Origin of the sequence: Amycolatopsis sp. NPDC048633 (assembly GCF_040650695.1) — a bacterium.
Taxonomy (GTDB): domain Bacteria; phylum Actinomycetota; class Actinomycetes; order Mycobacteriales; family Pseudonocardiaceae; genus Amycolatopsis.
The window spans coordinates 116113-141284 of record NZ_JBEZHS010000012.1; the positions used below are offsets into that span (position 1 = coordinate 116113).

25 protein-coding genes are annotated in these 25172 nt (G+C 69.8%); 14 read left to right on the forward strand and 11 right to left on the reverse strand.

The features are described from left to right. The first annotated feature begins 89 nt into the window (after positions 1 to 89). From AB0C38_RS22670 to AB0C38_RS22680, 3 genes are all read left to right on the forward strand, one after another. Positions 90 to 548, forward strand: a complete 459-nt coding sequence (locus AB0C38_RS22670) for a nuclear transport factor 2 family protein (RefSeq protein WP_360676519.1) — start codon at positions 90 to 92, stop codon at positions 546 to 548. 56 nt (positions 549 to 604) lie between these two features. Next, positions 605 to 1384, forward strand: a complete 780-nt coding sequence (locus tag AB0C38_RS22675; protein WP_360676522.1) for a methyltransferase domain-containing protein — start codon at positions 605 to 607, stop codon at positions 1382 to 1384. A gap of 119 nt (positions 1385 to 1503) precedes the next feature. Continuing rightward, positions 1504 to 1632, forward strand: coding sequence for a hypothetical protein (locus AB0C38_RS22680; protein WP_360676525.1), 129 nt, complete (start codon positions 1504 to 1506; stop codon positions 1630 to 1632). A 116-nt stretch (positions 1633 to 1748) separates the two neighbouring features. Here the strand turns inward: AB0C38_RS22680 and AB0C38_RS22685 are convergent, their stop codons facing one another. Beyond that, positions 1749 to 3026 carry a glycosyltransferase family 4 protein gene (locus AB0C38_RS22685; RefSeq protein ID WP_360676528.1) on the reverse strand — a complete coding sequence of 426 codons (1278 nt, stop codon included), beginning with the start codon at positions 3024 to 3026 and terminating at the stop codon, positions 1749 to 1751. A 125-nt stretch (positions 3027 to 3151) separates the two neighbouring features. Here AB0C38_RS22685 and AB0C38_RS22690 point away from each other — a divergent pair, with 125 nt between their 5' ends. Then, the gene (locus AB0C38_RS22690; RefSeq protein WP_360676532.1) at positions 3152 to 4915 is read left to right on the forward strand and encodes a sugar-binding domain-containing protein; all 1764 of its coding nucleotides are present in this window, start codon (positions 3152 to 3154) and stop codon (positions 4913 to 4915) included. A gap of 61 nt (positions 4916 to 4976) precedes the next feature. Here AB0C38_RS22690 and AB0C38_RS22695 read toward each other — a convergent pair whose 3' ends face one another. After that, positions 4977 to 6092, reverse strand: coding sequence for an ROK family transcriptional regulator (locus AB0C38_RS22695; RefSeq protein ID WP_360676535.1), 1116 nt, complete (start codon positions 6090 to 6092; stop codon positions 4977 to 4979). Positions 6093 to 6181: 89 nt separating this feature from the next. On the opposite strand from AB0C38_RS22695, the gene AB0C38_RS22700 reads away from it, so the two are divergent. Beyond that, positions 6182 to 7411 carry a YbiU family protein gene (locus AB0C38_RS22700; RefSeq protein WP_360676538.1) on the forward strand — a complete coding sequence of 410 codons (1230 nt, stop codon included), beginning with the start codon at positions 6182 to 6184 and terminating at the stop codon, positions 7409 to 7411. 43 nt (positions 7412 to 7454) lie between these two features. On the opposite strand, the gene AB0C38_RS22705 is transcribed toward AB0C38_RS22700, so the two are convergent. Genes AB0C38_RS22705 through AB0C38_RS22715 form a run of 3 tightly spaced genes read right to left on the reverse strand, consistent with a single transcriptional unit; the run spans position 7455 to position 10228 of the window. Then, positions 7455 to 7943, reverse strand: a complete 489-nt coding sequence (locus AB0C38_RS22705) for a glutathione peroxidase (RefSeq protein WP_360676541.1) — start codon at positions 7941 to 7943, stop codon at positions 7455 to 7457. Between the two features lie 9 nt (positions 7944 to 7952). After that, positions 7953 to 9458, reverse strand: a complete 1506-nt coding sequence (locus tag AB0C38_RS22710; RefSeq protein ID WP_360676544.1) for a glycoside hydrolase family 57 protein — start codon at positions 9456 to 9458, stop codon at positions 7953 to 7955. Continuing rightward, positions 9455 to 10228, reverse strand: a complete 774-nt coding sequence (locus AB0C38_RS22715) for a methyltransferase domain-containing protein (RefSeq protein ID WP_360676547.1) — start codon at positions 10226 to 10228, stop codon at positions 9455 to 9457. The genes AB0C38_RS22710 and AB0C38_RS22715 overlap by 4 nt, the downstream gene beginning before the upstream one ends. A gap of 52 nt (positions 10229 to 10280) precedes the next feature. On the opposite strand from AB0C38_RS22715, the gene AB0C38_RS22720 reads away from it, so the two are divergent. Further along, positions 10281 to 10706 carry a hypothetical protein gene (locus AB0C38_RS22720; RefSeq protein ID WP_360676550.1) on the forward strand — a complete coding sequence of 142 codons (426 nt, stop codon included), beginning with the start codon at positions 10281 to 10283 and terminating at the stop codon, positions 10704 to 10706. On the opposite strand, the gene AB0C38_RS22725 is transcribed toward AB0C38_RS22720, so the two are convergent. Beyond that, positions 10684 to 11529 (reverse strand): DegV family protein, encoded by an 846-nt coding sequence (locus AB0C38_RS22725; RefSeq protein WP_360676553.1) that lies wholly within the window; start codon positions 11527 to 11529, stop codon positions 10684 to 10686. The genes AB0C38_RS22720 and AB0C38_RS22725 overlap by 23 nt on opposite strands. Before the next feature lie 243 nt (positions 11530 to 11772). Here AB0C38_RS22725 and AB0C38_RS22730 point away from each other — a divergent pair, with 243 nt between their 5' ends. The 4 genes from AB0C38_RS22730 (at position 11773) to AB0C38_RS22745 (ending at position 15369) form a co-directional block, all read left to right on the forward strand. Then, positions 11773 to 12558: an electron transfer flavoprotein subunit beta/FixA family protein gene (locus AB0C38_RS22730; RefSeq protein ID WP_360676556.1), complete on the forward strand. Its 786-nt coding sequence runs from the start codon at positions 11773 to 11775 to the stop codon at positions 12556 to 12558. Positions 12559 to 12587: 29 nt separating this feature from the next. After that, positions 12588 to 13547, forward strand: a complete 960-nt coding sequence (locus AB0C38_RS22735; RefSeq protein ID WP_360676558.1) for an electron transfer flavoprotein subunit alpha/FixB family protein — start codon at positions 12588 to 12590, stop codon at positions 13545 to 13547. Positions 13548 to 13705: 158 nt separating this feature from the next. Then, a complete protein-coding gene (locus AB0C38_RS22740; protein ID WP_360676561.1) occupies positions 13706 to 14488 on the forward strand; it encodes a GNAT family N-acyltransferase in 783 nt (260 codons plus the stop codon). After that, positions 14485 to 15369 (forward strand): lysophospholipid acyltransferase family protein, encoded by an 885-nt coding sequence (locus tag AB0C38_RS22745; protein WP_360676564.1) that lies wholly within the window; start codon positions 14485 to 14487, stop codon positions 15367 to 15369. Before AB0C38_RS22740 ends, AB0C38_RS22745 begins: the two co-directional genes overlap by 4 nt. Before the next feature lie 162 nt (positions 15370 to 15531). Here the strand turns inward: AB0C38_RS22745 and AB0C38_RS22750 are convergent, their stop codons facing one another. Next, positions 15532 to 16434 (reverse strand): NADP-dependent oxidoreductase, encoded by a 903-nt coding sequence (locus tag AB0C38_RS22750; protein ID WP_360676567.1) that lies wholly within the window; start codon positions 16432 to 16434, stop codon positions 15532 to 15534. A gap of 148 nt (positions 16435 to 16582) precedes the next feature. Between AB0C38_RS22750 and AB0C38_RS22755 the strand changes: the two genes are divergently transcribed. From AB0C38_RS22755 to mnmA, 4 genes are all read left to right on the forward strand, one after another. Beyond that, positions 16583 to 17866: a LuxR C-terminal-related transcriptional regulator gene (locus AB0C38_RS22755; protein WP_360676570.1), complete on the forward strand. Its 1284-nt coding sequence runs from the start codon at positions 16583 to 16585 to the stop codon at positions 17864 to 17866. Between the two features lie 44 nt (positions 17867 to 17910). Then, positions 17911 to 19278, forward strand: coding sequence for an MFS transporter (locus AB0C38_RS22760; RefSeq protein ID WP_360676573.1), 1368 nt, complete (start codon positions 17911 to 17913; stop codon positions 19276 to 19278). Between the two features lie 64 nt (positions 19279 to 19342). Next, positions 19343 to 20539 carry a cysteine desulfurase family protein gene (locus AB0C38_RS22765; RefSeq protein ID WP_360676576.1) on the forward strand — a complete coding sequence of 399 codons (1197 nt, stop codon included), beginning with the start codon at positions 19343 to 19345 and terminating at the stop codon, positions 20537 to 20539. Positions 20540 to 20543: 4 nt separating this feature from the next. Further along, complete coding sequence (mnmA, locus tag AB0C38_RS22770) at positions 20544 to 21635, forward strand: tRNA 2-thiouridine(34) synthase MnmA (protein ID WP_360676579.1); 1092 nt, start codon at positions 20544 to 20546, stop codon at positions 21633 to 21635. 7 nt (positions 21636 to 21642) lie between these two features. Here mnmA and AB0C38_RS22775 read toward each other — a convergent pair whose 3' ends face one another. The 4 genes from AB0C38_RS22775 to AB0C38_RS22790 form a co-directional block, all read right to left on the reverse strand. Next, on the reverse strand, positions 21643 to 22848 hold the full coding sequence (locus AB0C38_RS22775; RefSeq protein ID WP_360676582.1) for a DUF222 domain-containing protein: 1206 nt from the start codon (positions 22846 to 22848) through the stop codon (positions 21643 to 21645). A 299-nt stretch (positions 22849 to 23147) separates the two neighbouring features. Next, positions 23148 to 23600, reverse strand: coding sequence for a GNAT family N-acetyltransferase (locus tag AB0C38_RS22780; RefSeq protein ID WP_360676584.1), 453 nt, complete (start codon positions 23598 to 23600; stop codon positions 23148 to 23150). A gap of 10 nt (positions 23601 to 23610) precedes the next feature. Then, on the reverse strand, positions 23611 to 24012 hold the full coding sequence (locus tag AB0C38_RS22785) for a GNAT family N-acetyltransferase (RefSeq protein WP_360676587.1): 402 nt from the start codon (positions 24010 to 24012) through the stop codon (positions 23611 to 23613). Positions 24013 to 24091: 79 nt separating this feature from the next. Next, positions 24092 to 25135 (reverse strand): MBL fold metallo-hydrolase, encoded by a 1044-nt coding sequence (locus AB0C38_RS22790; protein ID WP_360676590.1) that lies wholly within the window; start codon positions 25133 to 25135, stop codon positions 24092 to 24094. Positions 25136 to 25172 lie beyond the last annotated feature (37 nt).

Sequence of the window (25172 nt, forward strand, 5' to 3'; positions counted from 1 at the left end):
TCACCTGCCTCTGGCGTGGAGAATGCGCGTTCTCTAGTCTAGCGGGATGGCAGGAGAACGGACGTTCTCCTCGTTGGTAAGGAGCCCTCATGACCCCGCGTCCGCCGTTCCCGCCGTTCGATGAGGACACCGCCCGCCAGAAGGTCCAGGCCGCCGAGGAGGCGTGGAACACCCGCGACCCGGAGCGGGTCTCGCTGGCCTACACGGAGGATTCGGTGTGGCGCAATCGCGACCAGCACGTCGTGGGCCGCGCGGACATCGTCAGGTTCCTGACGGCGAAGTGGGAGCGCGAGCTGGACTACGCGTTGCGCAAGGAGCTGTGGGGCTTCCGCGTCAACCGCATCGCCGTCCGGTTCCAGTACGAGTCCCGCAACGCCGACGGCCAGTGGTTCCGCAGCTACGGCAACGAGCTGTGGGAGTTCAGCGACGAAGGCCTGATGCGCCGGCGGGAGGCGAGCATCAACGACGCCCCGATCGCGGAGTCCGACCGCCGCATCTTCGGCCCGCGTCCGGAGTCCGAGCACGGCGTCCTGCTGCCGGTCTTCTGAGTCCGCTTCGGGCGTAACCGCACCCTTTCGCGGCCGGCCGTGGGCATGCTCGTGCCATGACGGCACCGGCGTTCGGCGGCGAAGTGAGCGAGTACTACCAGCGGTTCCGCCGCGGCTACCCACCCGCGGTGGGGGACGCGCTGGCGACGGCGTTCGAGCTGACACGCGACGACGTCGTGCTCGACCTCGGCTGCGGCACCGGCCAGCTCACCCGGGTCCTGGCGCCCCGGGCGGGCGCGGTGCTGGGCATGGACCCGGAACCGGCGATGCTCGACCAGGCCCGCAAGGCGGGTTCGCCGCCGAACGTGAGCTGGCTCTTGGGCGCGGACTCCGACGTCGGCGCGCTGGCGCCGGCTCTCGGTCCGGGCCGGCTCGGTGCGGTGACGGTGGCGCAGGCGTTGCACTGGATGGACCACGCGCGGCTGTTCGCGGCGACGCACCCGCTGCTGCGCCCGGGCGGCGGTGTCGCGGTGGTGACCAACGGCGAGCCGCTGTGGCTGCAGGACACGGCGTGGTCGGCGGCGCTGCGCGAGGTCGTCTCGTCACATTTGGGGACACCGGTGCACCGGACGTGCGGCACGGACGAGACGAGCCAATCGCGCTACGCGACCGCCCTCTCGGACGCGGGGTACGTCGTCGATTCCCAGGTCATCACGTATGACGGTTCGTTGAGCATCGAGGAGATCGTCGGTGGCGTTTTTTCGGCCATGAGCCCGTCGCAGCTACCGGCGGCCGAGGCGCGGCCGGCGTTCACCGAGCGCGTCCGGGAGGCGTTGTCGCCGCACGGACCACTGCGGGAGCAAGTGCGCGTCCGCATCCTGATCGGCACCCGCTGACCGGTCACGGAAGGCGAATGGGTACCGGCCCTTAGTGTTCCGCTTATTGTTTCCCCGGGAACCGACGCGGATGCTCGCTGCGAGGCGCGTCCTTGCGCCGGTCTTCCCGAGGAGTCCCCATGACCAGCAGGTTGAGAGCTGTCGTCGCAGCCGCTTTCGTCGTTTTTTCGTTCTCGTTCGGCGCCACGGCGACGGTGCCCGCGCCCACCTCGGCGCACACCGACTGCGTCCGGCCCTGCCGCTTCTGAGCGGGCCGATACCTATAGTTCGGTTTTACGTTGCGCGCTTCGTCGCTTCGACACGGGCGGCAGACCACGGCGTCGCGTCGTCGAGCCCTCGTCGTCACCACACCGGCGACCGCTACCTACAGTTCCGGGATCCCGGCCGCGACCGGCTCGAAGGCGTTGCCGGTGGCGATCTTCGGCCGCGGCAGCTCGACCGGCTCGCCCGGCTTGGTCCGTTTGTAGACCTCGGCGGTCGCCTCGGCGATGCGCCCCCAGTCGAAGTCCGCGGCCAATCGCGACTGCGCGGCCTTCGCCCGCTTCGCCGCGGCCGGTGCGTCGTCGAGCACGGCCGTCACCGCGTTGGCCAGTTCCGCGACATCGCCGGGGCTGAACGCCAGCCCGGTCTCGCCGTGCACCACGACCTCGCCGAGCCCGCCGGCCGTCGACGCGACCAGCGGTGCCTTCGCCGCCGCGGCCTCCAGCGCGACGATCCCGAACGGCTCGTACCGGCTGGGCAGCACCACGGCGTCGGCCGCGGCGAGCGCCGCGCGCAGGTCGCGGTCGGACAGGTGCCCGACGAAGTCGACCGCGCGCCGCACCCGCAGCTTCCGCGACTGCTCGACCAGCTCATCGAAGTGTCGTCCTTTTCCGGCGACGACCACTCGCGTGCCGGGGTGGCGGCGCCGGATCCGGGGGAGCGCGGCCAGCAGGTCCTGCACGCCCTTCTCCCACTCGAGTCGTCCGAAATAGAGCAACAGCGGCGCGCCGGCCGGGCTGTAGACCTCGCGGGCGCGGGCGATCTCCTTCGCCGGCACCTGCCAGCCGCGTTCCTCGATGCCGTTGTGGATTACCGTGACGTCGCCGGCCTCGACCTCGAAGAGGTGCGCGACTTCGCGGCGCATGGCCTGCGAACAGGTGATCAGCGCGTCGGCGCGGTTCGCCAGCCACCACTCGACCGAGTGAACCTGCTGGTTCAGCGGGTGCGACAGCCAGCCGGAGTGCCGCCCGGCCTCGGTCGCGTGAATCGTGCCGACCAGCGGCACCCGCGCGGCCTCGGCGATCGCGATGGCCGGGTGCGAGACCAGCCAGTCGTGCGCGTGCACGACGTCCGGCTGCCAGCCCCGCAGGAGGTCCTGCGCCGCGCGGATCATGGCGTGCCCCATGGCCAGCGTCCAGGCGACGAGGTCGCGTTCGAACGTCACGTGCATCGGGTCCTCGGCGACCCGGATGATCCGCACGCCCTCGACGACGCGGTCGGTACGCGGGTGCGTCCCGGCGTCGGTGCCCGCGGCGTGCCGGCAGAGGACGACGACCTCGTGACCCTGGCGGGCCAGGTGGCAGGCGAGCGCGTGCACGTGCCGGGCCAGGCCACCGATGGCCACTGGCGGGTACTCCCAGGACAGCATCAGCACACGCATGCGCAGAGGTTACTCGCGAGTCGGGACGACCTAACGGCGCCCGTGCCAGCCGACCGGCCAGATCCGTCGCGGAATGTGGCCCGACTCACTGGCGAGCCCGGCGATCTCTGCCACCATCGGCCGGGATGACTGCACCAGAGGACACCGGCTGGCGCCGGCTTGACCCGACCCTGTCCACCCCGTGGTCCGCTGAGGTCGGCCCGGACAACGCCCTGCCCGAGTACCCGCGGCCCCAGCTGACCAGGCCGCGATGGCTGAGCCTCAACGGCGTCTGGGAGTACGCGGGCTGGCCGTCGTCGCCGGACGAACCACGGCCGTCCGGCTACGCCGAGCGGATCCTGGTCCCGTTCCCACCGGAGTCGGCGTTGTCCGGAATCGGCCGACGCGACGAGGTCCTCTGGTACCGGCGCCTGGTCGAGATCCCGTCCGACTGGCGCGGCCAGCGCGTCCTGCTGCACTTCGGCGCGGTCGACCAGACGGCGAAGGTCTGGGTCAACAACCAGCTCGTCGCGACGCACGAAGGCGGCTACACGGCGTTCAGCGCCGACATCACCGACATCCTGCGGGCATCGGGGCCGCAGGAGCTGACCGTGCGGGCCGAAGACCGCACCGACATCGAGCCCTTCCCGGTCGGCAAGCAGCGCAACGCGCCCGGCGGAATCTGCTATACGGCGTCGTCCGGGATCTGGCAGACGGTGTGGCTCGAGCCGGTGCCCGAGACCCGCGTCGAACGCCTGGACCTGACCCCGGACCTCACCGGCGTGACGGTGTTGCCGCAGGTCACCGGCGGCGGCGAGGTCGTGGTCGTCGTTTCGACCACAGACGGCGAAGTCGTACGCGGCTCGGGCGCGGCGGGGACGTCGGTGCGCGTGGACGTTCCTGAACCACACCTCTGGACGCCCGACGACCCGCACCTCTACAAACTGCGCGTCCAGCTGCTCGACCGGCATGGCGCGGTTTTGGACGAAGTCGGCAGCTACGCCGGTCTCCGGACGATCGGTCTGCTCCCGGACTCCGAAGGCCGCCCGCGGATCGCCCTCAACGGCCGGCCCACGTTCCTGCACGGCCCGCTCGACCAGGGCTACTGGCCGGACGGAATCTCGACCGCGCCCACCGACGACGCCCTCCGCTTCGACCTCGAGAAGACGAAAGAGCTGGGGTTCAACTTCGTCCGCAAACACGTCAAGGTCGAGCCGGCGCGCTGGTATTTCTGGGCCGACACACTGGGCCTGGTCGTCTGGCAGGACATGCCGTCGCTGACGGTGTCGTTCGACGGCCCGCCCGGCATCGCGCCGGACCCGGTCCCGCAGGCGCGCGAGCGGTTCGAGGCGGAACTGATCGAAATGATCACTCAGCTGCGGGCGGTCCCGTCGATCGTCGGCTGGGTGCCGTTCAACGAGGGCTGGGGCGAGTTCGACACGGCCCGTGTCGCGGAACTGGTCAAAGCCCTCGACCCAACCCGGCTGGTGATCGCGAACAGCGGCGTCAACTGCTGCTTCTCCCGTCCGGACACGGGCGCGGGCGACGTCTACGACGACCACACGTACGTGGGCCCGGGTACGCCGGCGGTCACCGACGGCCGAGCGATCGTCGACGGCGAGTACGGCGGCCTCGGTCTGGTTCTGGACGACCACCGCTGGCCCGGCCCGCCGAACGCGTACGAGATGACGCCGACCCGGGAGCGGCTGACCGAGCGCTACGCGGAGGTGAGCGCTGCTCTGGAGCGAGTGGTGGTCGAGCGAGGCCTGTCCGGCGCGGTCTATACCCAGACGACCGATGTCGAGAACGAGGTCAACGGCCTGCTGACGTACGACCGTCGCGTGGTCAAGGTCGACCCGTCGGTGGTCGCGAAATGTGCACGAGCGGTGATCGACGCCGGCTCGGCCTGAGCTGCCTGGACGACTATTCGCACCGAGCGAGGGCCTCGTATCAGACAGATTCTCGGCCTGGTCAGCTTTCGGCGACGGCCTTGACCAGGCCATCCCGCCCGTGGTCGAGCGCCGACAACAAGGCCCCGCGCAAGGCGGCCGAGTCCGTCACCGCGCCGGCCTCCACCTGAACCGGCCCCGGCGCCGCCGCACGCACCGTTCGCCGGATTTCGGCCACGAGGCTCGGCTGGCTCCCCGCCGGGCCGCCCAACAGCACCAGGTCCGGATCGACGATCGTGCAGATCGCGGCGACGGCCCGCCCGAGCGTCGCGCCGAGCAGCTGTAGTCGTCCAGCGGCCACGGCGTCGCCGTCGGCCTGGTCGAGCGTGGTCAAGATCGCGTCGACGTCCAGCGAAGGCGCGTCGGACCTGCCGAAACCCTGGTCGGCGAGAGCCGAGGCGAGCGTCGACCCCGAGCTGTCCAGGTACCCGATCTCGCCCGCCAGTCCGTGCGCCCCGCGTACGAGCTGGTCGCCGACATAAAGACTGACGCCGAGCCCGGCGCCGACGTAGACGTAAGCGAAGCTCTTCGCCTCCCGCGCACCGCCCTCTCGTCGTTCGGCGAGCGCGGAGAAGTTGACGTCGTTGTCGAGCAGGACGTCACGCCCGAGCTCTCCGGCCCGGAGTCGGCCCTCGGGAAACGGCGACCCCGGCAGCGCGACGACCTCGTGCGTGACCGGGTCGACCGGGTTGGCGACCGAGATCGCGGTCGCCCGTACCGGACCCGGTCCTGCCCCGCTCGCCGCGGCGACGGCGTCCCGGACCGCGGTCGGCATCGGCCGGTCGCCGGGAGAGTGCCGCTCGGTGGCCAGGACCGTCCCGGTGAGGTCGGTCGTGACCGTGCGGATGCCCTGCTGGTTGACCTCCGCGGCGACCACGCGGCCGGCGTTGGCGGCCAGTTCGTAGAAGGTCGCGATCCGGCCGCGGCGGCCGGTCTGGTCGGTGCCGGTGGCCCGCAGCGCGCCCGCCGTCTCCAGCCGGCGGACCGACTCGGAGATCGTCGGCTTCGAGATCCCGGTGGTCGCGGCGAGCTCCGCGCGCGTGGTCCGGCCGTGGACGAAGACGTGGTCGAGCACCGCGCGGTCGGTCATGGCCCGCAGCATCGCCAGGCGCGGAAGCGGCCGGTCGGGGTCGGACATCGCACCTCTTGTGGCGGGAGACGGGCAAGGGTCACCGTAGCCGGGGCATTCTAGTAAGGAGTCCTAACCAAAAGATCGTGAGGACACCGATGACGACCACAGAGCTGCCCGCGAACATGTCCGAGGCCATCTCGCGGACCAAGCGCGAGCTGCGCGCCCGGATCGGCGACGTCGCCGGCGCGTTCACCGAGGTCCGCGACGCGATGCGCCAGGAGGTCGACGCCGTCGCCGCCGACCCGGATGCCTTCCCCGTGGTCCGTTACCGCGACATCGCCGACGGAACGGTGCCGCAGCGCACGCTCGACGCCGTCCGGCGCCGCGGCTGCGCCGTCGTCAAGGGCACCTTCGCGCGCGAAACGGCCGAAGCCTGGGATGCCGAGCTGGCCGCGTACCTCTCCGACAACGACTTCGCCGGGACGTACCAGGGTCCGGCCGACGACGTCTTCGCCGGCCTCGCGTCGAGCCAGCCGCAGATCTACCCGGTCTACTGGTCGAAGCCGCAGATCCAGGCCCGGCAGCACGAGCACATGGTCGCCGTCCGGCGGTTCCTCAACTCCTTCTGGCGGCACGAGTCCGAGGGGCGCGTCTGGTTCGACCCCGATCGCGACACGGCCTACCCCGATCGCATCCGCCGCCGCCCGCCCGGCTCGTCCTCGCTCGGCCTGTCCGCGCACACCGACTCCGGCTCCGTCGAACGCTGGCTGCTGCCCGCCTACCAGCAGGTCTTCCGCCACGTCTTCGCCGGAAACTGGCAAGAGTACGACCCGTGGGACGGCGCCTACCGCACCGAAGTCGACGAATACCCGTCGACGGTCATGTGCTCGGCCTTCCGCACCTTCCAAGGTTGGACGGCGTTGTCGGAAATGCACCAGGGCGACGGCGTGCTGCACGTGGTGCCGATCCCGTCGGCGATCACGTACGTGCTGCTTCGCGCGCTGCAGGACGACATTCCCGACGACGACCTCTGCGGCGCGGCCAACGGCCAGGCCCTGCCGGTGAGCGACAAATACCACGACGACCTGCTGCCCGCGCTGACCTCGATCCCCGCGATCGAGCCGGGCGACACGGTCTGGTGGCACGGCGACGTCGTCCACGCGGTCGCCGACGGCACCAACCCGGACCGCTGGGGCAACGTCATGTACATCCCGGCGAGCCCGCATTGCCCGAAGAACGCGGCCTACGTCGAGAAGTGCGGCCGCGCCTTCCTGGCCGGCGTGAGCCCGGGCGACTTCGCGCCCGAAGACTACGAAGTGAACTGGACCGGCCGGGCCACGGTCGACGACCTCAATGCGGTCGGGCGCGGGCAGCTCGGCCTGTGACGGCGCCGCGCCGGGCGGAGGCCCGGCGCGACACCGGCCGTTCTCATGCCGGCAGGGCGGCCTCGATGGCCTTGACGACCTGGTCGTCCTCGGGCTCGGTCCGCGGCCGGAACCGGGCCAGGACCTCACCGTCGGCACCGATCAGGAATTTCTCGAAGTTCCACTGGACGTCGCCTGAGTCACCGTCGGCGTCGGCCGTCTTGGTCAGCTCCGCGTACAACGGGTGCCGGTCCTCGCCGTTGACGTCGATCTTCTCGAACAGCGGGAAGGTGACGCCGTAGGTCGTCGAGCAGAACGTCTGGATCTCCTCCGCGCTGCCCGGCTCCTGCCCCGCGAACTGGTTGCACGGAAAACCGACAACGGAGAAGCCCTGGCCGCCGAAGCGCTCCTGCAGCCGCTCGAGGCCGGAGTACTGCGGGGTCAGGCCGCACTTCGATGCGACGTTGACCACGAGCAAAGCCTTGCCCGCGAGCGAGCCCAGCGAGCCGTCCTGCCCGTCGAGGGTCTTGACCGGAATTTCGTGGATCCCCATGAGTCCCTTTCAGTCGTGCTTCAACGCCCGGGCGTCGAGGTGCCCGAACGGTCCGTCGTCGGCGCGATAGGCGGCCGCCAGCTCTTCGGCCCGGGCGCGGTCGCCGCGTCGCAGCAATCCGGCCAAGGCGTCGAAGCGCTCGGTGTGCACCGCCGCGCGACGTCGCGCGTAGTCCGCGGCGGAGTCCTTGGTGACCATGAACGCCCAGTCGCTCTCCAGCGCCAGCATCGCTTCGGCGACGGCCTGGTCGGCGACGGTGTCCCGGGCCGTGGTCGGTAATCCGGCAACCAGCGACAGGAGCCGCTCCTGCAGCGCCGCGTTGGCGTCGACCATGTCCTTGACCTGCTCGCCGTCCCAGACGCGCCAGTCCTTGCCCGACCCCCACGACGACGCGGGCAGCGCGATCGGTTCGCCGACGAGCCCGGCGTCGAGCGCGCCCTTCAGCGTCGTCACCCGGACCCCCGCCTCGGGCAGCGCACGCAGCACGCCCTCCAGCCAGGCCGGCCCTTCATGCCACCAGTGCCCGAACAGCTCCGTGTCGTAAGCGGCGACCACGAGCGCCTCACGCCCGTGTTGCTTCTTCAGCGAACGCATCCGCGTCACCACGGTTTCGACGAAGTCCTTGACGTGCAGCCCCAGCACGTCCGCGGCCAGCGACGGGTCGTAGGGCGCCTTGTCCGGCGGCTCGACCGTCTTCCCGGTGACGCGCGACGCCTTGAGGCCGACCTCGTGGGCCCAGGTGTGGAAGTCGCGATAAGCGGCGTGACCGGGGTAGCCGGCCTTCGGCGACCACACGCGGTAGGTGACCTCGAGGTCTCGTCCGAAAGCGATCACATCGCTGTCGCCGACCGGCCGCGCGGCCCAGGTGTCGCCGCGCAGCGACGGCCCGTCGACCATGAACCGCCGCACGCCGGCGGCCGCGTAGTCCTTTTCCATACCAGGCTCGTAGCCGCACTCCGGCGCCCAAATCCCCTCGGGTCGCGACCCGAGCCGCAACGCCGTGTCGTCGAGGCCGGCGTTCAGCGCGAACGCGCGCACCCGCGGGTCCAGCAGCGGCTGGAACGGGTGGGCCAGCGGCCCGCCGAGCAGCTCGATCGTCGAGTTGTCGACCAGCGAACGAAGGATGGGGGAGAAGCCGTGGCGCCAGCGGGTGCCCAGCTCCTCGGCCGCGCGGACCGCGGTCCGGTGTTCGGCCGCCGCGAGTTCGCGCAGGACCGGGTCGCCCCGCCACAACGTCGACGCGTGCTGGGCGCGCAACTGCCAGTGGCCGAGCCAGTCGTGGAACGCGCGGATGCTGTAGGGGTCGTCGAGCTGCGCGGCGAGCACCGGTGTGACGCCCAGCGTCAGCACCTCCCGGCGGCCTTCGGCGGCGAGCCGCTCGAGCAGGTCGACCATCGGCAGGTACGAGTGCGCCCACGCCTGGTAGAGCCATTCCTCGCCGACCGGCCAGTTCCCGTGGTGCGGTAGCCACGGCAGGTGGCTGTGCACGACCAGGCAGAAAGTGCCTTCGCTCATCGGCGCACCGCCACGGCGACGAGGTCGAGACTGGCGTCGAGGTCGTCGCCGTGGATCTCGAACCCCGTGGCCTCGATCGCGGCGACGTCGGCGAGCAGCGCCGCCGGCCAGACCGCCTGCCCGGGTAGTTCGCCCATGACCACGTCGAGCTGGGCGTCGACGATCGAACCGCCGTACCGCTTGTCGAGTGCGCGGACGGCCTCGCCGTGGTGCAGGCCGTGCAGCGATTCGACGTCGAAACCGGCATCGGTGAGCAGCCCGGACAGCTCGGCCGGCGCCAGCTCACGGGTGTGGTACGGGTTCAGCGGCGTGTCGTTGTCCGGGGTGAAGGTCAGCCGGTTCGGCGTCGTGACCAGCAGTTTGCCGCCCGGCGACAACACCCGCCGGCACTCGGCGAGGAACCCGGCCTGGTCCCACAGGTGCTCGATGACCTGAAAATTGGCCACGACGTCGGCGGCGCCGTCGCGTATCGGCAGGAACGCCAGGTTCGCCCGCGCGACGCCGACGTGGGGGTAGCGGCGGGCGACGTGCTCGGTCGTCGGCACGTCGTAGTCCAGCGCGAGCACCCGGCGAGCCGTGGTCGCGAGGAGGCTCGCGCCGTAGCCCTCGCCGCAGCCGGCTTCGAGCACCGTCGCGTCCGCGCAGTGGGGGAGCAGGGCGAGGTAGGCGGCCTCGTGGCGGCGGAACCAGTAGTTCTCCTCGGCGATGCCGGGGACGGTCCGTTCGCCGGTCAGGTGCAGCGCCTCGGCCCGGGTGGCTGGGGTGGTCACCTCCGCGACCCTAGTGGTGTCACGTCCGGCACGGCCGTCTCGTTCCGTCGTCATGCAACGGACCATCACCCGCGTACTCCTCGTTCTCTTCGGCCTCGTCGAGGTCCCGATCGGACTGTGGCCACTGATCACACCAACCGGCTTCTACCAGGATTTTCCCGGCGTCCGAACGGGCTGGGTCTCGATGGACGGCCCCTTCAACGAGCACCTTCTCCGCGACTTCGGCGGGCTCAACCTGGCGCTCGCGGCGACGCTGATCGGCGCTGCCGTGATCGGCACCACAGCCGCGGCCCGGCTGGCTTCGGTGGCGGCGCTGCTCTACAGCGTTCCGCACTTCGTGTACCACCTCGGGCACGTCGCGCACTTCGAGCTGATCGACCAGGTGCTCATCATCGGGTTGACGGGGCTCACCGTGCTGGTGCCGCTCGTGCTGCTGGCGATCCCCGGCCGCCGGGTCAGTACACCGGCGACACTGTGATGCCGAGCGCGCCGGGGCCGAGGTGCGCGCCGATGACCGTGCTCGCTTCGACGACCATGCTCTCGGCCATCGCCGGTACCCGGCGTTCGATCTGCCGGCCGATCTCGAGTTCGTGGTCGCTGGCGCCGAACCGGGTCACGGCGATGTCGGCGCGGAATCCGCCGGACTTCTTGACCGCGAGGTCGACCATCTTGGCCAGTGCCCGCCGGGTGCCGGGGACGCGGGCCAGCGGCGCGACTTCGCCGTCCTTGACCGTGAGCAGCGGCTTGATCGAGAACGCGGTCCCGAGCATCGCCTGCGCGGCGCCGATCCGCCCGCCCCGGCGGAGGTACTCCAGCGTGTCGACGTAGATGAACTCGGTGCTGGTGAAGCACCGGCGTTCGGCGGCTTGGATGACGCGGCCGGCGTCCGCGCCCGTTGCGGCCGCCCGGGCCGCCGACACCGCGGCGAAGCCGAGGCTCATCCCGGTGGTACGGCTGTCCAGGACGTGCACCGGGATGCGGACCTGCTGAGCGGCCTCCCGGGCCGCGCGGACGGTGTCGGACATGCGGCCGGAGATGTGGATGCTGACGATGGCGGTCGCACCGGAGGCCGCTGCTTCCTGGTAGGTCCAGAAGAACGCCCCCGGATCCGGGGGCGAAGTGGTGATGACGTGCCCCTCTCTCATGGCGCCGATCACCTCGCCGCGGTCGAAGCGGTTTTCGTCGTCGAAGTGACCACCCAGGTTCAGCTGGATCTGGACGACTCCGATGGCCCAACGGGAGGCGACGAGGTCGGGCAGGCAAGAGCTCGAGTCGGTGATGACGGCGATGCGCGCGGGCATGGTGGGGGAGGTTAACTGCTGATACCCACTGCGAGTAGGCCGTGGTTGGTCCGATCGGACGAACGGCGGTTCGGGTGGGGTAACCGGTCGACTACCGGGACGATAGTCCCGTTAGATTGCGCATCCAGGTGAATGGCGTCACCTCGGCGGGTCCTGCGCGTCGATTGGCCCTAATCTACCGGCCAGTAGAGCGCTGACCCGTGGTCGTCCGCGGGGCCACAACCGGGAGGTCGAAGCAGACCCATGACCAACATCGTCGTCCTGGTCAAGCAGGTACCGGACACCTACTCGGAGCGAAAGCTCAACGGGTCCGACCACACCCTTGACCGCGAATCCGCCGACGCCGTCCTCGATGAGATCAACGAGAAGGCCGTCGAAGAGGCGCTGAAGATCAAGGAAGCCGGCGAGGGCGAGGTCACCGTGATCTCGGTGGGCCCGGACCGCGCGACCGACGCCATCCGCAAGGCGCTGTCCATGGGCGCCGACAAGGCCATCCACGTCTCCGACGAGGCGCTGCACGGCTCCGACGCGATCGCCACCGCCAAGGTGCTCGCCGCCGCGATCTCGAAGGTCGAAGGCTACGACCTGATCATCGCCGGCAACGAGTCCTCCGATGGCCGCGGCGGCGCCATCCCGGCGATCCTCGCCGAGCTGCTCGGCCTGCCGCAGGTCACCTACGCACGTGAGGTGACGGTCGACGGCACGACCATCAAGGCCGTCCGCGAGACCGAGGACGGTCTGACCCGCCTCGAGGCGAACCTGCCCGCGGTGGTCAGCGTCGGCGAGAAGATCAACGAGCCGCGCTACCCGTCGTTCAAGGGCATCATGGCCGCGAAGAAGAAGCCGGTCGAGACGTTCACCATCGCCGACCTGGGCATCGACGCGGGCGAGGTCGGCCTCGGCAACGCGTGGTCCGCCGTGACCGAATCCTCGCCGAAGCCGCCGCGCACCGCCGGTGAGAAGACCGAGGACGAGGGCGACGGCGGCACCAAGGTCGCCGAGTACCTGGTCGGCCAGAAGCTCATCTGACAACGGCTCTTCGAGGAGGAATCAAGAACATGGCTGAAGTACTCGTCCTCGTCGACCACGTCGACGGTGAGGTCAAGAAGGTCACGCTCGAGCTGCTGACCGCGGCCCGCGCGCTCGGGGAGCCGTCGGCCGTCGTCGTCGGCCCGACCGGGACCGCCGCCAAGGCGAAGCAGGCGCTGGCTTCGCACGGCGCCGCCAAGGTTTATGTCGCCGAAGGCGACGACGCCGCGAACTACCTGGTCACGCCGAAGGTGGACGTGCTCGCCGCGCTGGCGCAGCAGGCGTCCCCGGCCGCCGTGCTCGTCACCGCCAGCGGTGAGGGCAAGGAGGTCGCCGCCCGCCTGGCCGTGCGCCTGGGCTCCGGCCTGATCTACGACGCCGTGGGCGTCAACGGCGACGGCGTCATCGACCAGTCGATCTTCGGTGGCGCGTTCTCGGTGAAGTCGAAGTCGACCAAGGGCGCGCCGGTCGTCTCCATCCGCCCGGGTGCGGTCGAGGCGGAGCCGGCCGAGGGCGCGGCGGCCGAGGAGACCGTCGAGCTCCCCGCCACCGATGCGGCGAAGTCGACCAAGATCACGGGCGTCGAGCCGGTGACCGGCGGTGACCGTCCGGAGCTGACCGAGGCCTCGATCGTGGTCTCCGGTGGTCGTGGTGTCGGCTCGGCGGAGAAGTTCGACGTCGTCGAGAAGCTGGCCGACTCGCTCGGCGCGGCTGTCGGCGCGTCGCGTGCCGCTGTCGACTCCGGCTACTACCCGGCGCAGTTCCAGGTGGGCCAGACCGGCAAGACCGTGTCGCCGCAGCTGTACATCGCGCTCGGCATCTCCGGCGCGATCCAGCACCGCGCCGGCATGCAGACGTCGAAGACGATCATCGCCGTCAACAAGGACCCGGAGGCGCCGATCTTCGAGATCGCCGACTTCGGCATCGTGGGCGACCTGTTCAACGTCGCGCCGCAGCTGACCGAAGCGGTCGAGAAGCGCAAGGGCTGACCGTTGCTCCGAAGGGCCTTCCGGGTGATCCCGGAAGGCCCTTCGCGCGTTTCCGGGACCTGAGAGAAGCCTGAGAACCCGCAATTAACTGAACGTGCACTGATCGGTCATCGGATGGCACTCTCCGCGGTTTCCTCCGCACGGGTAAACCTTTGACCATGACGACGTCACAGCTCCTCGTCAGCACTGATCAGGCGGGTGCCGACCTCCCCGCGGACGCTGCCCGGTACTCCCTCCTCGTCGCCCACGCGAACGAAGAAGTGGTCGCCGCGCAGAAGCTCCGTCACCGGGTTTTCGCCGAGGAGATGGGCGCACGGCTGCACTCGCCGATCGCCGGTCTCGACGTCGACGAGTTCGACGAGTTCTGCGACCACCTCGTGGTCCGCGACGACAACACGGGCGAAATCGTCGGCTGCTACCGGATGCTGCCGCCGGACCGCGCTTCGCAGGCCGGAAAGCTCTACGCCGACAGTGAGTTCGACCTGAGCGCGCTCGACGCGTTGCGGCCGTCCCTGGTCGAAACCGGGCGGTCGTGCGTGCACCCGGACCACCGCAGCGGCGCCGTCGTCAGCCTGGTCTGGGCCGGGATCGCCCGGTACATGCTGCTTTCCGGCCACCGCTACCTCGCCGGCTGCGCGTCGGTCCCGCTGGTGGACGGCGGCTCGTTCGCTGCCGGCGTCTGGGACGTCTTGCGCACCAAGCACTACTCGGACGAGGCCACGCGCGTCTCGCCGCTGATCCCGTGGGACGCGTCGCGGATCGAGCGTCCGGATCGCTCGATCCTGCCGCCGCTGATCAAGGGCTACGTCCGGCTCGGGGCCAAGGCTTACGGACCGCCCGCGCTCGACGCCGACTTCGGCGTCGCCGACTTCTTCATCGTGCTGGACCTGCACAACGTCGACGAGCGGTACCTGAAGTTCTTCCTCGGGGCCCAGGTATGAGGCACGCCTGGATGCCGGCCTCGCCGTGCGGCGACGGCTGCCTGACCGACGGCGACCCGGTGGTCGGCTTTCCGCGGCGCGTGCTGCGCGTCACCGCGGCGATCTTCGTCGTTTTTTCGGCTTTGCTGACGGCGCCTTTGCTGCTGGTGTCGTGGGGCCGCGAGCGCCGGGTCCGGTTGATCTTCCGCGGCGTGCTGCGGGCGTTCGGCGTCCGGCTGGACGTTCGGGGCGGGGAGGACTTCCTGACCGCCCCCGCCGGCCGTGGCGCGCTGGTGGCCAACAACCACATCTCGTGGCTGGACATCGTCGCGATCAACGCGCTGCGGCCGATGCGCGCACTCGCCAAGAAGGAGATCGCGGGCTGGCCGGTGCTGGGCGGCCTGGTCCGCCGCGGCGGCAGCATCTTCCTCGACCGCGAACGGCTGAAGACACTGCCGGCCACGATGGCGTTGCTGGCCGACGCGTTGAGGACGGGCTCTCTGGTGAGCGTGACCCCGGAAGCGACGACGTGGTGCGGCCTGGCCTCCGGCCGCTTCACGACGGCGACGTTCCAGGCCGCCATCGACGGCGGCGTGCCGGTGCGCCCGATCGCGCTGAGGTACCGCCTCGCGGACGGCCGTGAGACGAGCCGCCCCGCGTTCATCGGTCCGGAGTCGCTGATCGCGTCCCTGCGCCGGGTCGCGGCGCTGCGCGGGCTGGTGCTCGAGATCCACATCTGCCCGGAGATCGCCCCGGGGCGCGCGGAGAACCGTCGTGAGTTGGCGGCTCTCGCCGAGGCGTCGGTGCATTCGGCGCTGGGGACGGTGAAGATCCCGGCCCAGCAGCGGCGCCGGACCCCGCGTCCCCAGCCGGTCCCACTGGCTTCGCCTCCCGCGAAGTGATCCGGGCCCTGTCGCCGCGATCCGGCGGCAGGCCCGGATTGGGAGGCGTTAGCGGTCTTGTGAGCGCGGGCCTGTCATCGTGATCCGATGACAGGCCCGTTCGCCGGACTCCGGCGCCGAGGTCGCGGTTCGCGTGAGACGCAGCCGGCCGCACCTGCTCGTTCAGCTGACAGCGAGTGTGAGCTTCCCGCCGGGGTGTCCGTCTTCGCTCTCGATCTGGGCAGCGGCGGCCTCGGCGAGCGGATAGCTCTTGCCCTGAGCGATGCGAATCCCGCGGTCGGTGACCCAGCCGGCGATCCCGGTCAGGACCTCACGCGACTGCTCGCCCCCGCTCGAGAACGGGATCTCCAGCTCGAAAGCGGCACCGTCGGCGATGGTGATGATCCGATCCTTCGAGCCTCGCAGCTCGACCGACCCGGGCAGCACCCCGTGCCCGACGGCGTCGAACACGGCGTCCACCGGCCCCGGGGCGGCCTCGCGGACCCGCTCCAGCCAGCCGTCGCCGTAGAGCACCGGCACGACGCCCAGCGACTTCAGGTCGTCGAGGTTCCGGCTGCCGGCGGTGCCGATGACGGTCAGTCCCTTGGCGACGGCCACCTGCGCGGCGAACCGCCCGACCGTGCCGCTGGCGCCGTGGACCAGCAGCGTCTCGCCTTCACGGACCTCCAGCAGTCCGAGGACGCGAAGCGCCGTTTCCCCGGCGACCGGCAGCGCCGCCGCGTCCGCCCACGAAATGCCTGCGGGCTTCGGCGCGAGCGTCTTCGCCAGCGCGTACTCGGCGTACGCGCCGGTCTCGGACCAGCCGAACACCTCGTCACCGACGGCGAAGTCCGCGCCCTCGCCGACGGCGTCGACGACACCGGCCACCTCGAGACCGGGGGTGTGCGGGAAGGAGACCTGGAAGTTCTGCTGCATGAAGCCGTTGCGGATCTTCCAGTCGATCGGGTTGATCCCGACGGCCCGGACGGCCAGCCGCACCTGTCCCGGGCCGGGTTCCGGTACCGGAACCTCGGACAGCTGCAGGACGTCCGGCCCGCCATAGGCGGAGAAGGTGATCGCTCGCATGATGTTCTCTGCGCTCCTCGGTTGTGACTTCGAATGTCCTCTCCAAGGAGTCAACTCGCACCACTATTCCGCCGAACCACTCGGACGAGCAGTGTTCACTAGCCGGACGAGCAGGCCGGCAGAACGTGGACGCGCCTACCTTGGACGCATGGACGCTTCCTGGTCGGATCCGCGACACGTGCTGGACGTCGTCGAACGGCTGCTGTCGGCACCGCGGTCCCACCTGTTGCTCCAGTTCTCCACCGAGCTGGGGAAGCTGGTCCCGCACCACGCGGCGGCCATGCAGACCGGGGACTGTCCCCGCAGCCCGCTCAAGGTTGTTGGTGACCAGGCGATCGCCGACGCCGTGACGAGTGTCGAGCTGCAACGGCTGGTCGACCGAAGCGAGCCGGGGAAGGCCCTGGTGGTCGACGGCGTGCTCGCCGGCGTCGAGCGCCGTCTCGTCCTCCTTTCGTCGATGCCCGCGATCGGTAAGGGCGCTGTGCTCGCCGTCGTGCCGGCGGACACGGAGTTGCCGACTGCCGAGCTGGAGCTGGCCGCACAGCTGTGGCACATCCTCAGTACGGACGCGGGCCAACGCGCGGTGGACCCGGGCCCGGACGTCCTGGCCAGCAACCTCGCGGCGGCGACCGCGCGGGCGCAGGCGATCACGGACCTCGGCCAGACCCACGCGGCGACGCTGGCCACGCTCCTGGCGGTGCTGCGCTCGGGACGGCTCTCCGACGTCGTCGCCCGCCGCACAGCGGTCGACCTGGCCACCGACGCGCTGCTCGAACTGAAGGGTGTCGTCGACCGCGATCAGGCCCTGTCCGAAGAACGGGCGGGTGTGGCCTTCGCCTTGCTCCGGACCCAGCTCGCCGACCTGGTCCGCCACACCGACGTCGACGTCGACCTGGTCGATCCGGCCGGCGACGCATCGCTCCCGCAGGACATCGCCCACACGGCGCGCACGATGACCCGCGGCCTGGTGCTCGCGGCTCTGGACCGTCCGGCGACCACGCGCCTGCGGGCGTCGTGGCGGCTCGACGGCCCGGTGCTGCGGATCACGGTCCGCGACGACAGCCCCGAAGTCGCCGACGCGATCCCGGCGCGCGGGCTGACCGAGCGGCTCACCACTCTCGGAGGCCACTGGGAGGTCGATGCGGTGCCCGGCTGGGGCACGACGGTCACCGCGGTCCTCCCGCTCGGCGTCGCCGAACCGCCGGAGCTGCGTCCGCTCGACCGGCTCAACCCGCGCGAGGTCGAGGTCCTGACCGGGATCTCGCAGGGCCTGCGCAACCGGCAGATCGCCGAACAGCTGCAGCTCAGCGAGCACACGGTGAAGTTCCACGTCCGCAACATCCTGGACAAGCTGGACGTGAGCTCCCGCGGCGAGGCCGCCGCGCTGGCTCGCGACCTGCGCCTGGAACCGGTGGCGCGCCGCACAGCCTGAATCGGCTTGACCTCCAGCGGGCTGGAGGTTGCACGCTGCTGATCATGGCCTCGACGCTCGACTCCGCACCCCGTCGCCGCAGCGTGCTCTGGACCGCGGAACACCGCCTGACCACGATCGCGCTGCTGCTCGTGGTCACGTTGGTCGCGTTCGAGAACATGGGCGTCGCGACGGCGATGCCGACCTTGGTGGCCGACCTTCACGGGTTGTCGCTGTACTCGTGGCCGTTCACGATCTTCCTCATTTCGAGCGTGGTCGCGACGGTGCTGTCGGGCCGGATCGGCGACCGCCGAGGCCCCGCGCCGGCGCTGCTGGCGGGGCCGGCGCTGTTCGCGGTGGGCCTGGTCGTCGCGGGGACGGCGACCGGGATGCCGATGTTCCTCTTCGGCCGCGCGCTGCAGGGCTTCGGCTCGGGGCTGCTGCTGGTCTCGGTGTCGCTCCTGATCGCGTTGACGTTCACCGATCAGGAACGCCCGGTGATCTACGCGGCCAACGCGGCCGCCTGGGTCCTGCCTGCGGTGATCGGGCCGTCCGTGGCCGGCGTGGTGACGGTCAGCATCGGCTGGCGCTGGGTTTTCCTCGGCCTGGTTCCGCTGGTGGTCGTCGGCGTGACGATGCTGGTGGTGGTCGTCCGCCGTCTCCCTTCGCACTCGCCGTCCGTCGACGGACGCCGTGCGGGTGTGGTCCAGGCGATCATCGCGGCGCTCGGCGTCGCGGCGCTGACGTGGGCGGCCCAGCACCAATCGCTCCTGGCTCTCGTCTATGGCACGGCCGGGCTCGTCGCCCTGGGCTACGCCCTCTGGACCTTGCTCCCGACCGGAACGCTGTCATCACGCCCAGGCCTGCCGACGGTCGTCGTGTCCCGCGCCCTGCTCGCGGGCGCGTACGCCGGGATGGAGGCGTACCTGCCCCTGACGATGAGCGCGGTCCACGGCTACAGCCCGGCCCTTGCCGGCCTGCCGCTGACCATCACGGCGCTGGGCTGGTCAGCGGCCTCGGCGGCGCAAGGCCGGTTCCTCAACTGGTCCAGGGAGGCATCGCTCCGCACTGGGTTCTGGCTGGTCGCGGCCGGTTTGGTCTGCTTCGGCCTGGTCTCCCAGCCCTGGTTCCCCGCCTGGACGGCTTTCGTGGCTTGCGCGGTCGGCGGCGCCGGCATGGGGATCGCGATGCCCGCGATCTCCGTCCTCCTGCTCCGCTATTCACCCGAGGGTGAGCGCGGCTTCAACACCTCGGCGATGCAGCTGGCCGACTGGGTGGGTTCCGCGCTGCTCATCGGCCTGGGCGGTGTCCTGCTCGGTGTGGTGGGCTCGGTTGTCGACCCGTCGCCGGCGATGGCCCTGCTCACAGTGGCCCTGGTGGCCCTCGCGCTGCTGGGGGTCCGGCTGACCGGACGTTGGCCGTCGAAGGTGTGACAGCCCACTTCGAGGGCCAGGGTGGGCTTCGTCACGCGGTGGAGCGGACTACCCTGAAGGAGCGATGACCTATCTCGACCACGCGGCGACCACTCCGATGTTGCCCGAAGCCGTAGCGGTGATGACCGAGGCGCTGTCCAACGTGGGCAACGCCTCCGCGCTGCACTCTTCGGGCCGTCGCGCCCGGCGGATGGTCGAGGAAGCCCGCGAAACGATCGCCGACGCCCTGGGCGCCCGTCCCTCCGAGGTGATCTTCACCGGCGGCGGCACCGAGAGCGACAACCTCGCGCTCAAGGGCATCTTCTGGGCTCGCCACGATGAGCAGGCGCAGCGTCGCCGCATCCTAGTCGGCGCTGCCGAGCACCACGCCGTGCTCGACACGGTCGAATGGCTCGAAGCCCACTGCGGCGCCGAGATCACCCTGCTGGAAGTCGACAGTCAGGGCCGCGTCTCGCCTGACGTGCTCCGTACCGCCATCGCCGCGGATCCCGAAACCGTGGCGCTGGTGACGGTGATGTGGGCCAACAACGAGGTCGGGACGATCAATCCGATCGCCGAGCTGGCCGCGATCTGCGCCGAGTTCGACATCCCGCTCCACACCGACGCGGTCCAGGCCGTCGGCGCTGTCCCGGTCGACTTCGCGGCCAGCGGAGCCGCCGCACTCACCCTGACCGGACACAAGCTCGGTGGCCCCTTCGGCGTGGGCGCCCTCCTGCTCGGCCGCGACGTGACGTGCGTGCCCCTTCTGCACGGCGGAGGCCAAGAACGCAGCGTTCGTTCCGGCACCCTCGACGTCCCGGCGATCGTCGGTTTTGCGGCGGCGGTCCGAGCCGCCGCTGCGACCCGGGCCGACTATGCAAAGCGCGTCGAAGAGCTCCGCGACGGGCTCATCGAAGCCATTCGGCGCGAAGTACCCGACGCCATCCTCAACGGCGGAGATGGTGAGCGGCTGCCCAGCCATGTTCACTTCACATTCCCGGGTTGCGCCGGCGACAGCTTGCTGATGCTGCTCGACGCCAAAGGCATCGAATGCTCGACAGGGTCCGCCTGCACGGCAGGCGTCGCCCAGCCGAGCCACGTGCTGCTCGCCATGGGCGCCGACCCCGCAGCGGCCCGAGGGTCTCTCCGTTTCTCCCTCGGCCACACGTCCACTGCCGCGGATGTCGAGGCGGTCGCCGCCGAGATCGGCGGCGTCGTCACGCGCGCCCGGCAAGCCGGCTTGGCCGGAATGCGCAAGCAGAACCAGAAGCAAGAGGTGTAAGGCAATGCGGGTTTTGGCCGCGATGAGCGGAGGAGTGGACTCGGCGGTGGCCGCGGCGCGTGCGGTCGACGCCGGGCATGACGTCGTCGGTGTGCACTTGGCGCTGTCTGCCAAACCGGGCACCTTGCGGACCGGGTCGCGTGGATGCTGCACGATCGAGGACTCGCACGACGCCCGACGGGCAGCCGATATTCTTGGAATTCCTTTCTACATCTGGGATTTCGCGGAGCGCTTCACCGAAGAGGTCGTTGAGACCTTCGTCGGTGAGTATGCCGCCGGACGTACGCCGAACCCGTGTGTCACCTGCAACGAGAAGATCAAGTTCGAAGCTCTCCTCGAGAAGGCAATGGCTCTCGGCTTCGACGCCGTCGCGACGGGCCACTATGCGCGCCTCTCCGTGGAGGATGGCGTGCCCGAGCTTCGCCGCAGTGCCGACAGTGGCAAGGACCAGTCCTACGTGCTCGCCTCCCTCACCACGGAGCAGCTCAGTCACGCCATGTTCCCTCTGGGCGACTCTTGGAAGACTGACGTGCGCGCCGAGGCCGAGCGACGTGGTCTGTCCGTCGCCAACAAGCCGGACAGCCACGACATCTGCTTCATCCCGGACGGTGACACCAAGAAGTTCTTGGAGAACCGGCTGGGCCAGCGTCCCGGCGAACTCGTGGACGCGGAGACCGGCGCAGTGCTCGGCCAGCACACCGGCGTGCACGGATTCACCATCGGACAGCGCAAGGGGCTCGGGATCGAGGCTCCGGCGCCCGACGGCCGTCCTCGGTATGTCCTGTCGCTCGAACCGGTTTCCGGCTCCGTCAAGGTCGGTTCCGCAGAGGGGCTCGGGATCAAGGTGATCGAGGCCGACCGCGCGATCTGGCCCAGTGGTGAGCCGCTGACCGAACCCACCGAATGCGTGGTGCAGGTCAGGGCGCACGGAGGCATCGTCGACGCGGTCGCCGACGTGGACTCCGACACCATGACGGTGCATCTGCGCGAACCGCTGCGCGGGGTGGCTCCGGGCCAGGTCGTCGTGCTCTACCGGCCGGATGCCGAGGGCGGGGACATCGTCCTGGGCAGCGCGAAGATCTCGGGCACGCGCTGATCGTCGGCTATTGCCGTGGCTTCTTGCGGCTTCGGTTCGATCGTCGTCGGCCGGAATGCATCGACGGCGGTGTCGTCGAGTGCATCCGGCCGGCTGGTGTCGCGACGTTCACTGTGCCATCGGGTGTGACTTCGTAGTCCCAACCGGGCTGGTTCTTCAGCCTGCGGTGCCGCGAGCAGTACGTGACCGGCTGATCCGCAGCCTCGTTGGTCTCGCCCTGCGCCCGGGTCGCTTCGATCCCGCAGTTCTGCGCGGGACGTGTGCATCCGGGCTGCCGGCACTCGCGGTCCCGGACCCGGATGAACTCGTCGTGCGCCGGGTCCAGCGGGTACCGCGTCGGCGACAGCTCGATCACTTTGCCGGAACGCGGATCGGTGAGGACTCGTCGGAGCGTTGTGTCGGAGCCGCTGATGATGCGACGGGCCACTGACGCCGCGACGGGCCCGCGTCCGGCCAGAACCGCTGGGAAGTCGCTCATGCCAAGGTAGGTCGCCAGGTCGACGTGCAGGAACACTTCGGTGCGCTCGCTCGGGCCGCCGGTTCCGCTGAGCAGCAGATCCATGGCGATGTCCGCTCGGAGCTGGTCCAGCGTCCGGGACTCGTCGGGGGTCTTCAACGCCCGGGCGGCCCGGTCGATACGTGCGTAAGCCGCGGTCGCCTTCTCGGTAGGCGCGTTGTTGATCGAAAGACTGGTCACGCCGGTGTCCTGGTGGTGCAGAGCCAACCGCCGTTCGACGAGGCTCCGCTCGGTGCGCTGCGCCGCGCCCTCCGGATCTGCTTTCGCAGCCGCATAGGCCGCGGCCCGGCGGACCTGAGTGGCGTTGCGTCCAGCAACGCGGTCCTCGAGCATCGCATCGACGAGGCGTACGTGGTCTCTGGACAGCCATGCGGTCGCGTCCGTGACCTTCATGGCGCGGTAGAGGTCCAGGCGGCCGTCGTCCATGAGGTTGAGCATGCGGGGAAGTCGGGCGATCAGCGCGTTCGCCGCCGAGACCACCGCGCCGGCCCGGTGTTCCGTTATGGACAGGGCCAACGCCACTTCCGAAGCCGTGCCTGGCGCCCGTCTCCGGCGCACGCTGAGGTCTGCGATCGCCCGCAGCTGCAGGGCTTGCAGCTTGGAAATCTCGCCCTCGGTGACGCGGATCAGATCCACGACTTGCTCGTCCTGCATGCGCTGCAACGTATCCGGGTCGGTGCGGATCGCTCTCAGCACCAGTGGGAGCTTGTCGTAGGAGCTCCCGGTCGGAGGAGTCAGCTTGCGGAGTGGTTGTGAAGTTGCCATGAGTGCGACCGTACGAGGCTTCGCGGGAAATGTCACCGAGATTCAGAAGAATGGGTGGTAAAAGGGAGCGAACGGTCCGTTCGCGCCCTTCGTGGCTTGACGAACTCGAATAGATTCGGAATGGTTCGCGTGCGCGGACGTGGGCTTCGCCGAGTCCGATGGAGGAACTGATCGAGCTTATGTCCTATGTGGATGGAGGGGAACCTGTTATAGGGTAACGTTTTTGGCACTCAGAGCTTGAGCTTGAAGCCGGTGTGGCTCGCTACGAAACCGAGCCGCTCGTAGAACCGGTGTGCGTCGGTCCTCGAGACGTCCGACGTGAGCTGGACGAGCGCGCATCCGCGTCGTCGCGACTCGTCGATCGCCCAGTGCATGAGGTCGGCGCCGAGTCCGGAACCGCGGTGGTCAGCGTGGATCCGGACGGCCTCGACCTGGCCGCGAAGGGCGCCGCGCCGGGCGAGGCCGGGGATGATCGTCAGCTGCAACGTCCCGACTGGCTCGTCGTCGGAGGTCACGACGACCAGAAGCTGGTTCGGGTCTGCGGCCATCTGCTCGAAAGCGCGCAGGTAGGGATCGAGGTCATGGGGATCGTCACGAGTCGCGCCGAGTTGGTCGTCCGCCAGCATGCGCACTATCGCGGCGACGTCGTCACGTCGTGCCCTGCGGATGGTGTAGTCGCTCACGGCGCCAGTATCACAGGGCTCGCGAGAATCCTTGATAGCTTTGCTCGAAGCCGAAGCGTGCGTAGAAGTCGCTCAGGTCGGCGCGTGCGAGGCCGGAATCCAGATGAAGGCGGCTGCAGCCTCGCCGACGGGCTTCATCGATGCCCCAAGTGAGAAGTGCGCTGGTCACGCCTCGCCGCGCGGCACGGATGCCTTCGAGCAAGCCGCGGGTCGCGCCTTCCCAGGCGAGCCCTCGCAGCACCGTCAGTTGCGCGGTACCGGCGACGCCGTTGTCGTCCTCGGCGACGACCAGTGTGACGTTCGGGGTGTTCATGAGCTCCCGAAGTGCGGCTGCCAGCGGCTCGCCAGGTGCGCTGAACAGGCGGACGAGCGCCTCGATGTCCGTCGCTCTGGCACGTCTGATGACTTCCATTTCACCCAGTATGCAGGACGCCGGTCGGGCGTCGTAACTGCGACGACGTCGCTACTGGCGGTGCCGGACGCGATGTCGCTCAGGTCGTCGTGTAGTGGCGGATGCCGTCGGCGGTCTGGGTGGTCAGTTTGCCCTGGGACACCAGCAGGTCGAGATGCGCCGCCGTCTCCAGGACAGCGAGCGTCTGGTTGAAAGAGTCCATTTCGGACAGCTTGCGGTTGCGGCGGGTCCAGCCGATCCGGTGCGCGGCTTCGAACGCGGTGCTCGCGCCGGCCGTGATCTGAGAGCCGATCGTCTCCAGTCGTTGTCGATGGTGTTCCAGCAGTTCGTCGACCCGCGTGTGCACGCTTTCGGACACGGGACCGTGTGCGGGAAGCATGCGGCGGTCCGGCATCGCGCGCACCAGGCGCAGCGAGTCGATGAAGTCGTTGAGCGGCAACTCGGCCGGCACGGGCTGGAACCCGATCGAAGGCGTGATGTGCGGCAGCACGTGATCGCCGGAGAACAGCAGATCTGCGGTGTCGTCGACGAACACGACATGGCCGGCTGTGTGACCGGGAGTGGCGACGACGTCGAACTCGCGGCCGGGCAGGATCGGGCGTCGTCCCGGAGTCAGCCACTCGTCGGGCGCTTCCCAGAGGTCGGCCTCGGTGTGCCGCCGCTCTGTGCCGAAGTCGCGGGCCAGCGCTTCGACGACTTCGCCGGCCCCGGCCTGGAACAGCAGATCGATCTGAGCTTCCATCGGCAGTCGATCAGGGTTGCCGGAAGCCTTCAGCGATGGCTCTTCGTCCTGGCCCAGGGCGATCTTCGAGCCGAATTCGCGACGAAGGACGACAGCCTGCGAATAGTGGTCACGGTGCACGTGAGTCACGAGGAACTCGCTGACATCGGCGAGCTCGGCGCCGATCCCGCCGAGCGCGTTCGCGAGCTGTTCCCGCGCCACGGTCAACGCCCACCCCGAGTCGACCATGACCAGCTTCTCGCCATCGGTGACCGCGTAGACGTTGACCGCGCGCAGAGCGTCGTTGGGCAAAGGCAACGGGATCCGGTAGACGCCGGCCGAGACCTCGTAGATTCCGGGCTCGGTCCAGTTCCTGTCGCTGCTTTCCGGCAACGGTTCCACGGTGACCTCCGTCCCGGCGAGACTGCGGCGTCCCGGC

Coding starts and splice junctions, on each gene's coding strand:
- AB0C38_RS22785 (WP_360676587.1), bottom strand. CDS start 24,012: ATGGAAGTCATCAGACGTGCCAGAGCGACGGACATCGAGGCGCTCGTC.
- AB0C38_RS22760 (WP_360676573.1), top strand. CDS start 17,911: ATGGCCTCGACGCTCGACTCCGCACCCCGTCGCCGCAGCGTGCTCTGG.
- AB0C38_RS22740 (WP_360676561.1), top strand. CDS start 13,706: ATGACGACGTCACAGCTCCTCGTCAGCACTGATCAGGCGGGTGCCGAC.
- AB0C38_RS22700 (WP_360676538.1), top strand. CDS start 6,182: ATGACGACCACAGAGCTGCCCGCGAACATGTCCGAGGCCATCTCGCGG.
- AB0C38_RS22745 (WP_360676564.1), top strand. CDS start 14,485: ATGAGGCACGCCTGGATGCCGGCCTCGCCGTGCGGCGACGGCTGCCTG.
- AB0C38_RS22755 (WP_360676570.1), top strand. CDS start 16,583: ATGGACGCTTCCTGGTCGGATCCGCGACACGTGCTGGACGTCGTCGAA.
- AB0C38_RS22730 (WP_360676556.1), top strand. CDS start 11,773: ATGACCAACATCGTCGTCCTGGTCAAGCAGGTACCGGACACCTACTCG.
- AB0C38_RS22690 (WP_360676532.1), top strand. CDS start 3,152: ATGACTGCACCAGAGGACACCGGCTGGCGCCGGCTTGACCCGACCCTG.
- AB0C38_RS22720 (WP_360676550.1), top strand. CDS start 10,281: ATGCAACGGACCATCACCCGCGTACTCCTCGTTCTCTTCGGCCTCGTC.
- AB0C38_RS22710 (WP_360676544.1), bottom strand. CDS start 9,458: ATGAGCGAAGGCACTTTCTGCCTGGTCGTGCACAGCCACCTGCCGTGG.
- AB0C38_RS22685 (WP_360676528.1), bottom strand. CDS start 3,026: ATGCGTGTGCTGATGCTGTCCTGGGAGTACCCGCCAGTGGCCATCGGT.
- AB0C38_RS22750 (WP_360676567.1), bottom strand. CDS start 16,434: ATGCGAGCGATCACCTTCTCCGCCTATGGCGGGCCGGACGTCCTGCAG.
- AB0C38_RS22765 (WP_360676576.1), top strand. CDS start 19,343: ATGACCTATCTCGACCACGCGGCGACCACTCCGATGTTGCCCGAAGCC.
- mnmA (WP_360676579.1), top strand. CDS start 20,544: ATGCGGGTTTTGGCCGCGATGAGCGGAGGAGTGGACTCGGCGGTGGCC.
- AB0C38_RS22680 (WP_360676525.1), top strand. CDS start 1,504: ATGACCAGCAGGTTGAGAGCTGTCGTCGCAGCCGCTTTCGTCGTTTTT.
- AB0C38_RS22705 (WP_360676541.1), bottom strand. CDS start 7,943: ATGGGGATCCACGAAATTCCGGTCAAGACCCTCGACGGGCAGGACGGC.
- AB0C38_RS22725 (WP_360676553.1), bottom strand. CDS start 11,529: ATGCCCGCGCGCATCGCCGTCATCACCGACTCGAGCTCTTGCCTGCCC.
- AB0C38_RS22695 (WP_360676535.1), bottom strand. CDS start 6,092: ATGTCCGACCCCGACCGGCCGCTTCCGCGCCTGGCGATGCTGCGGGCC.
- AB0C38_RS22675 (WP_360676522.1), top strand. CDS start 605: ATGACGGCACCGGCGTTCGGCGGCGAAGTGAGCGAGTACTACCAGCGG.
- AB0C38_RS22670 (WP_360676519.1), top strand. CDS start 90: ATGACCCCGCGTCCGCCGTTCCCGCCGTTCGATGAGGACACCGCCCGC.
- AB0C38_RS22735 (WP_360676558.1), top strand. CDS start 12,588: ATGGCTGAAGTACTCGTCCTCGTCGACCACGTCGACGGTGAGGTCAAG.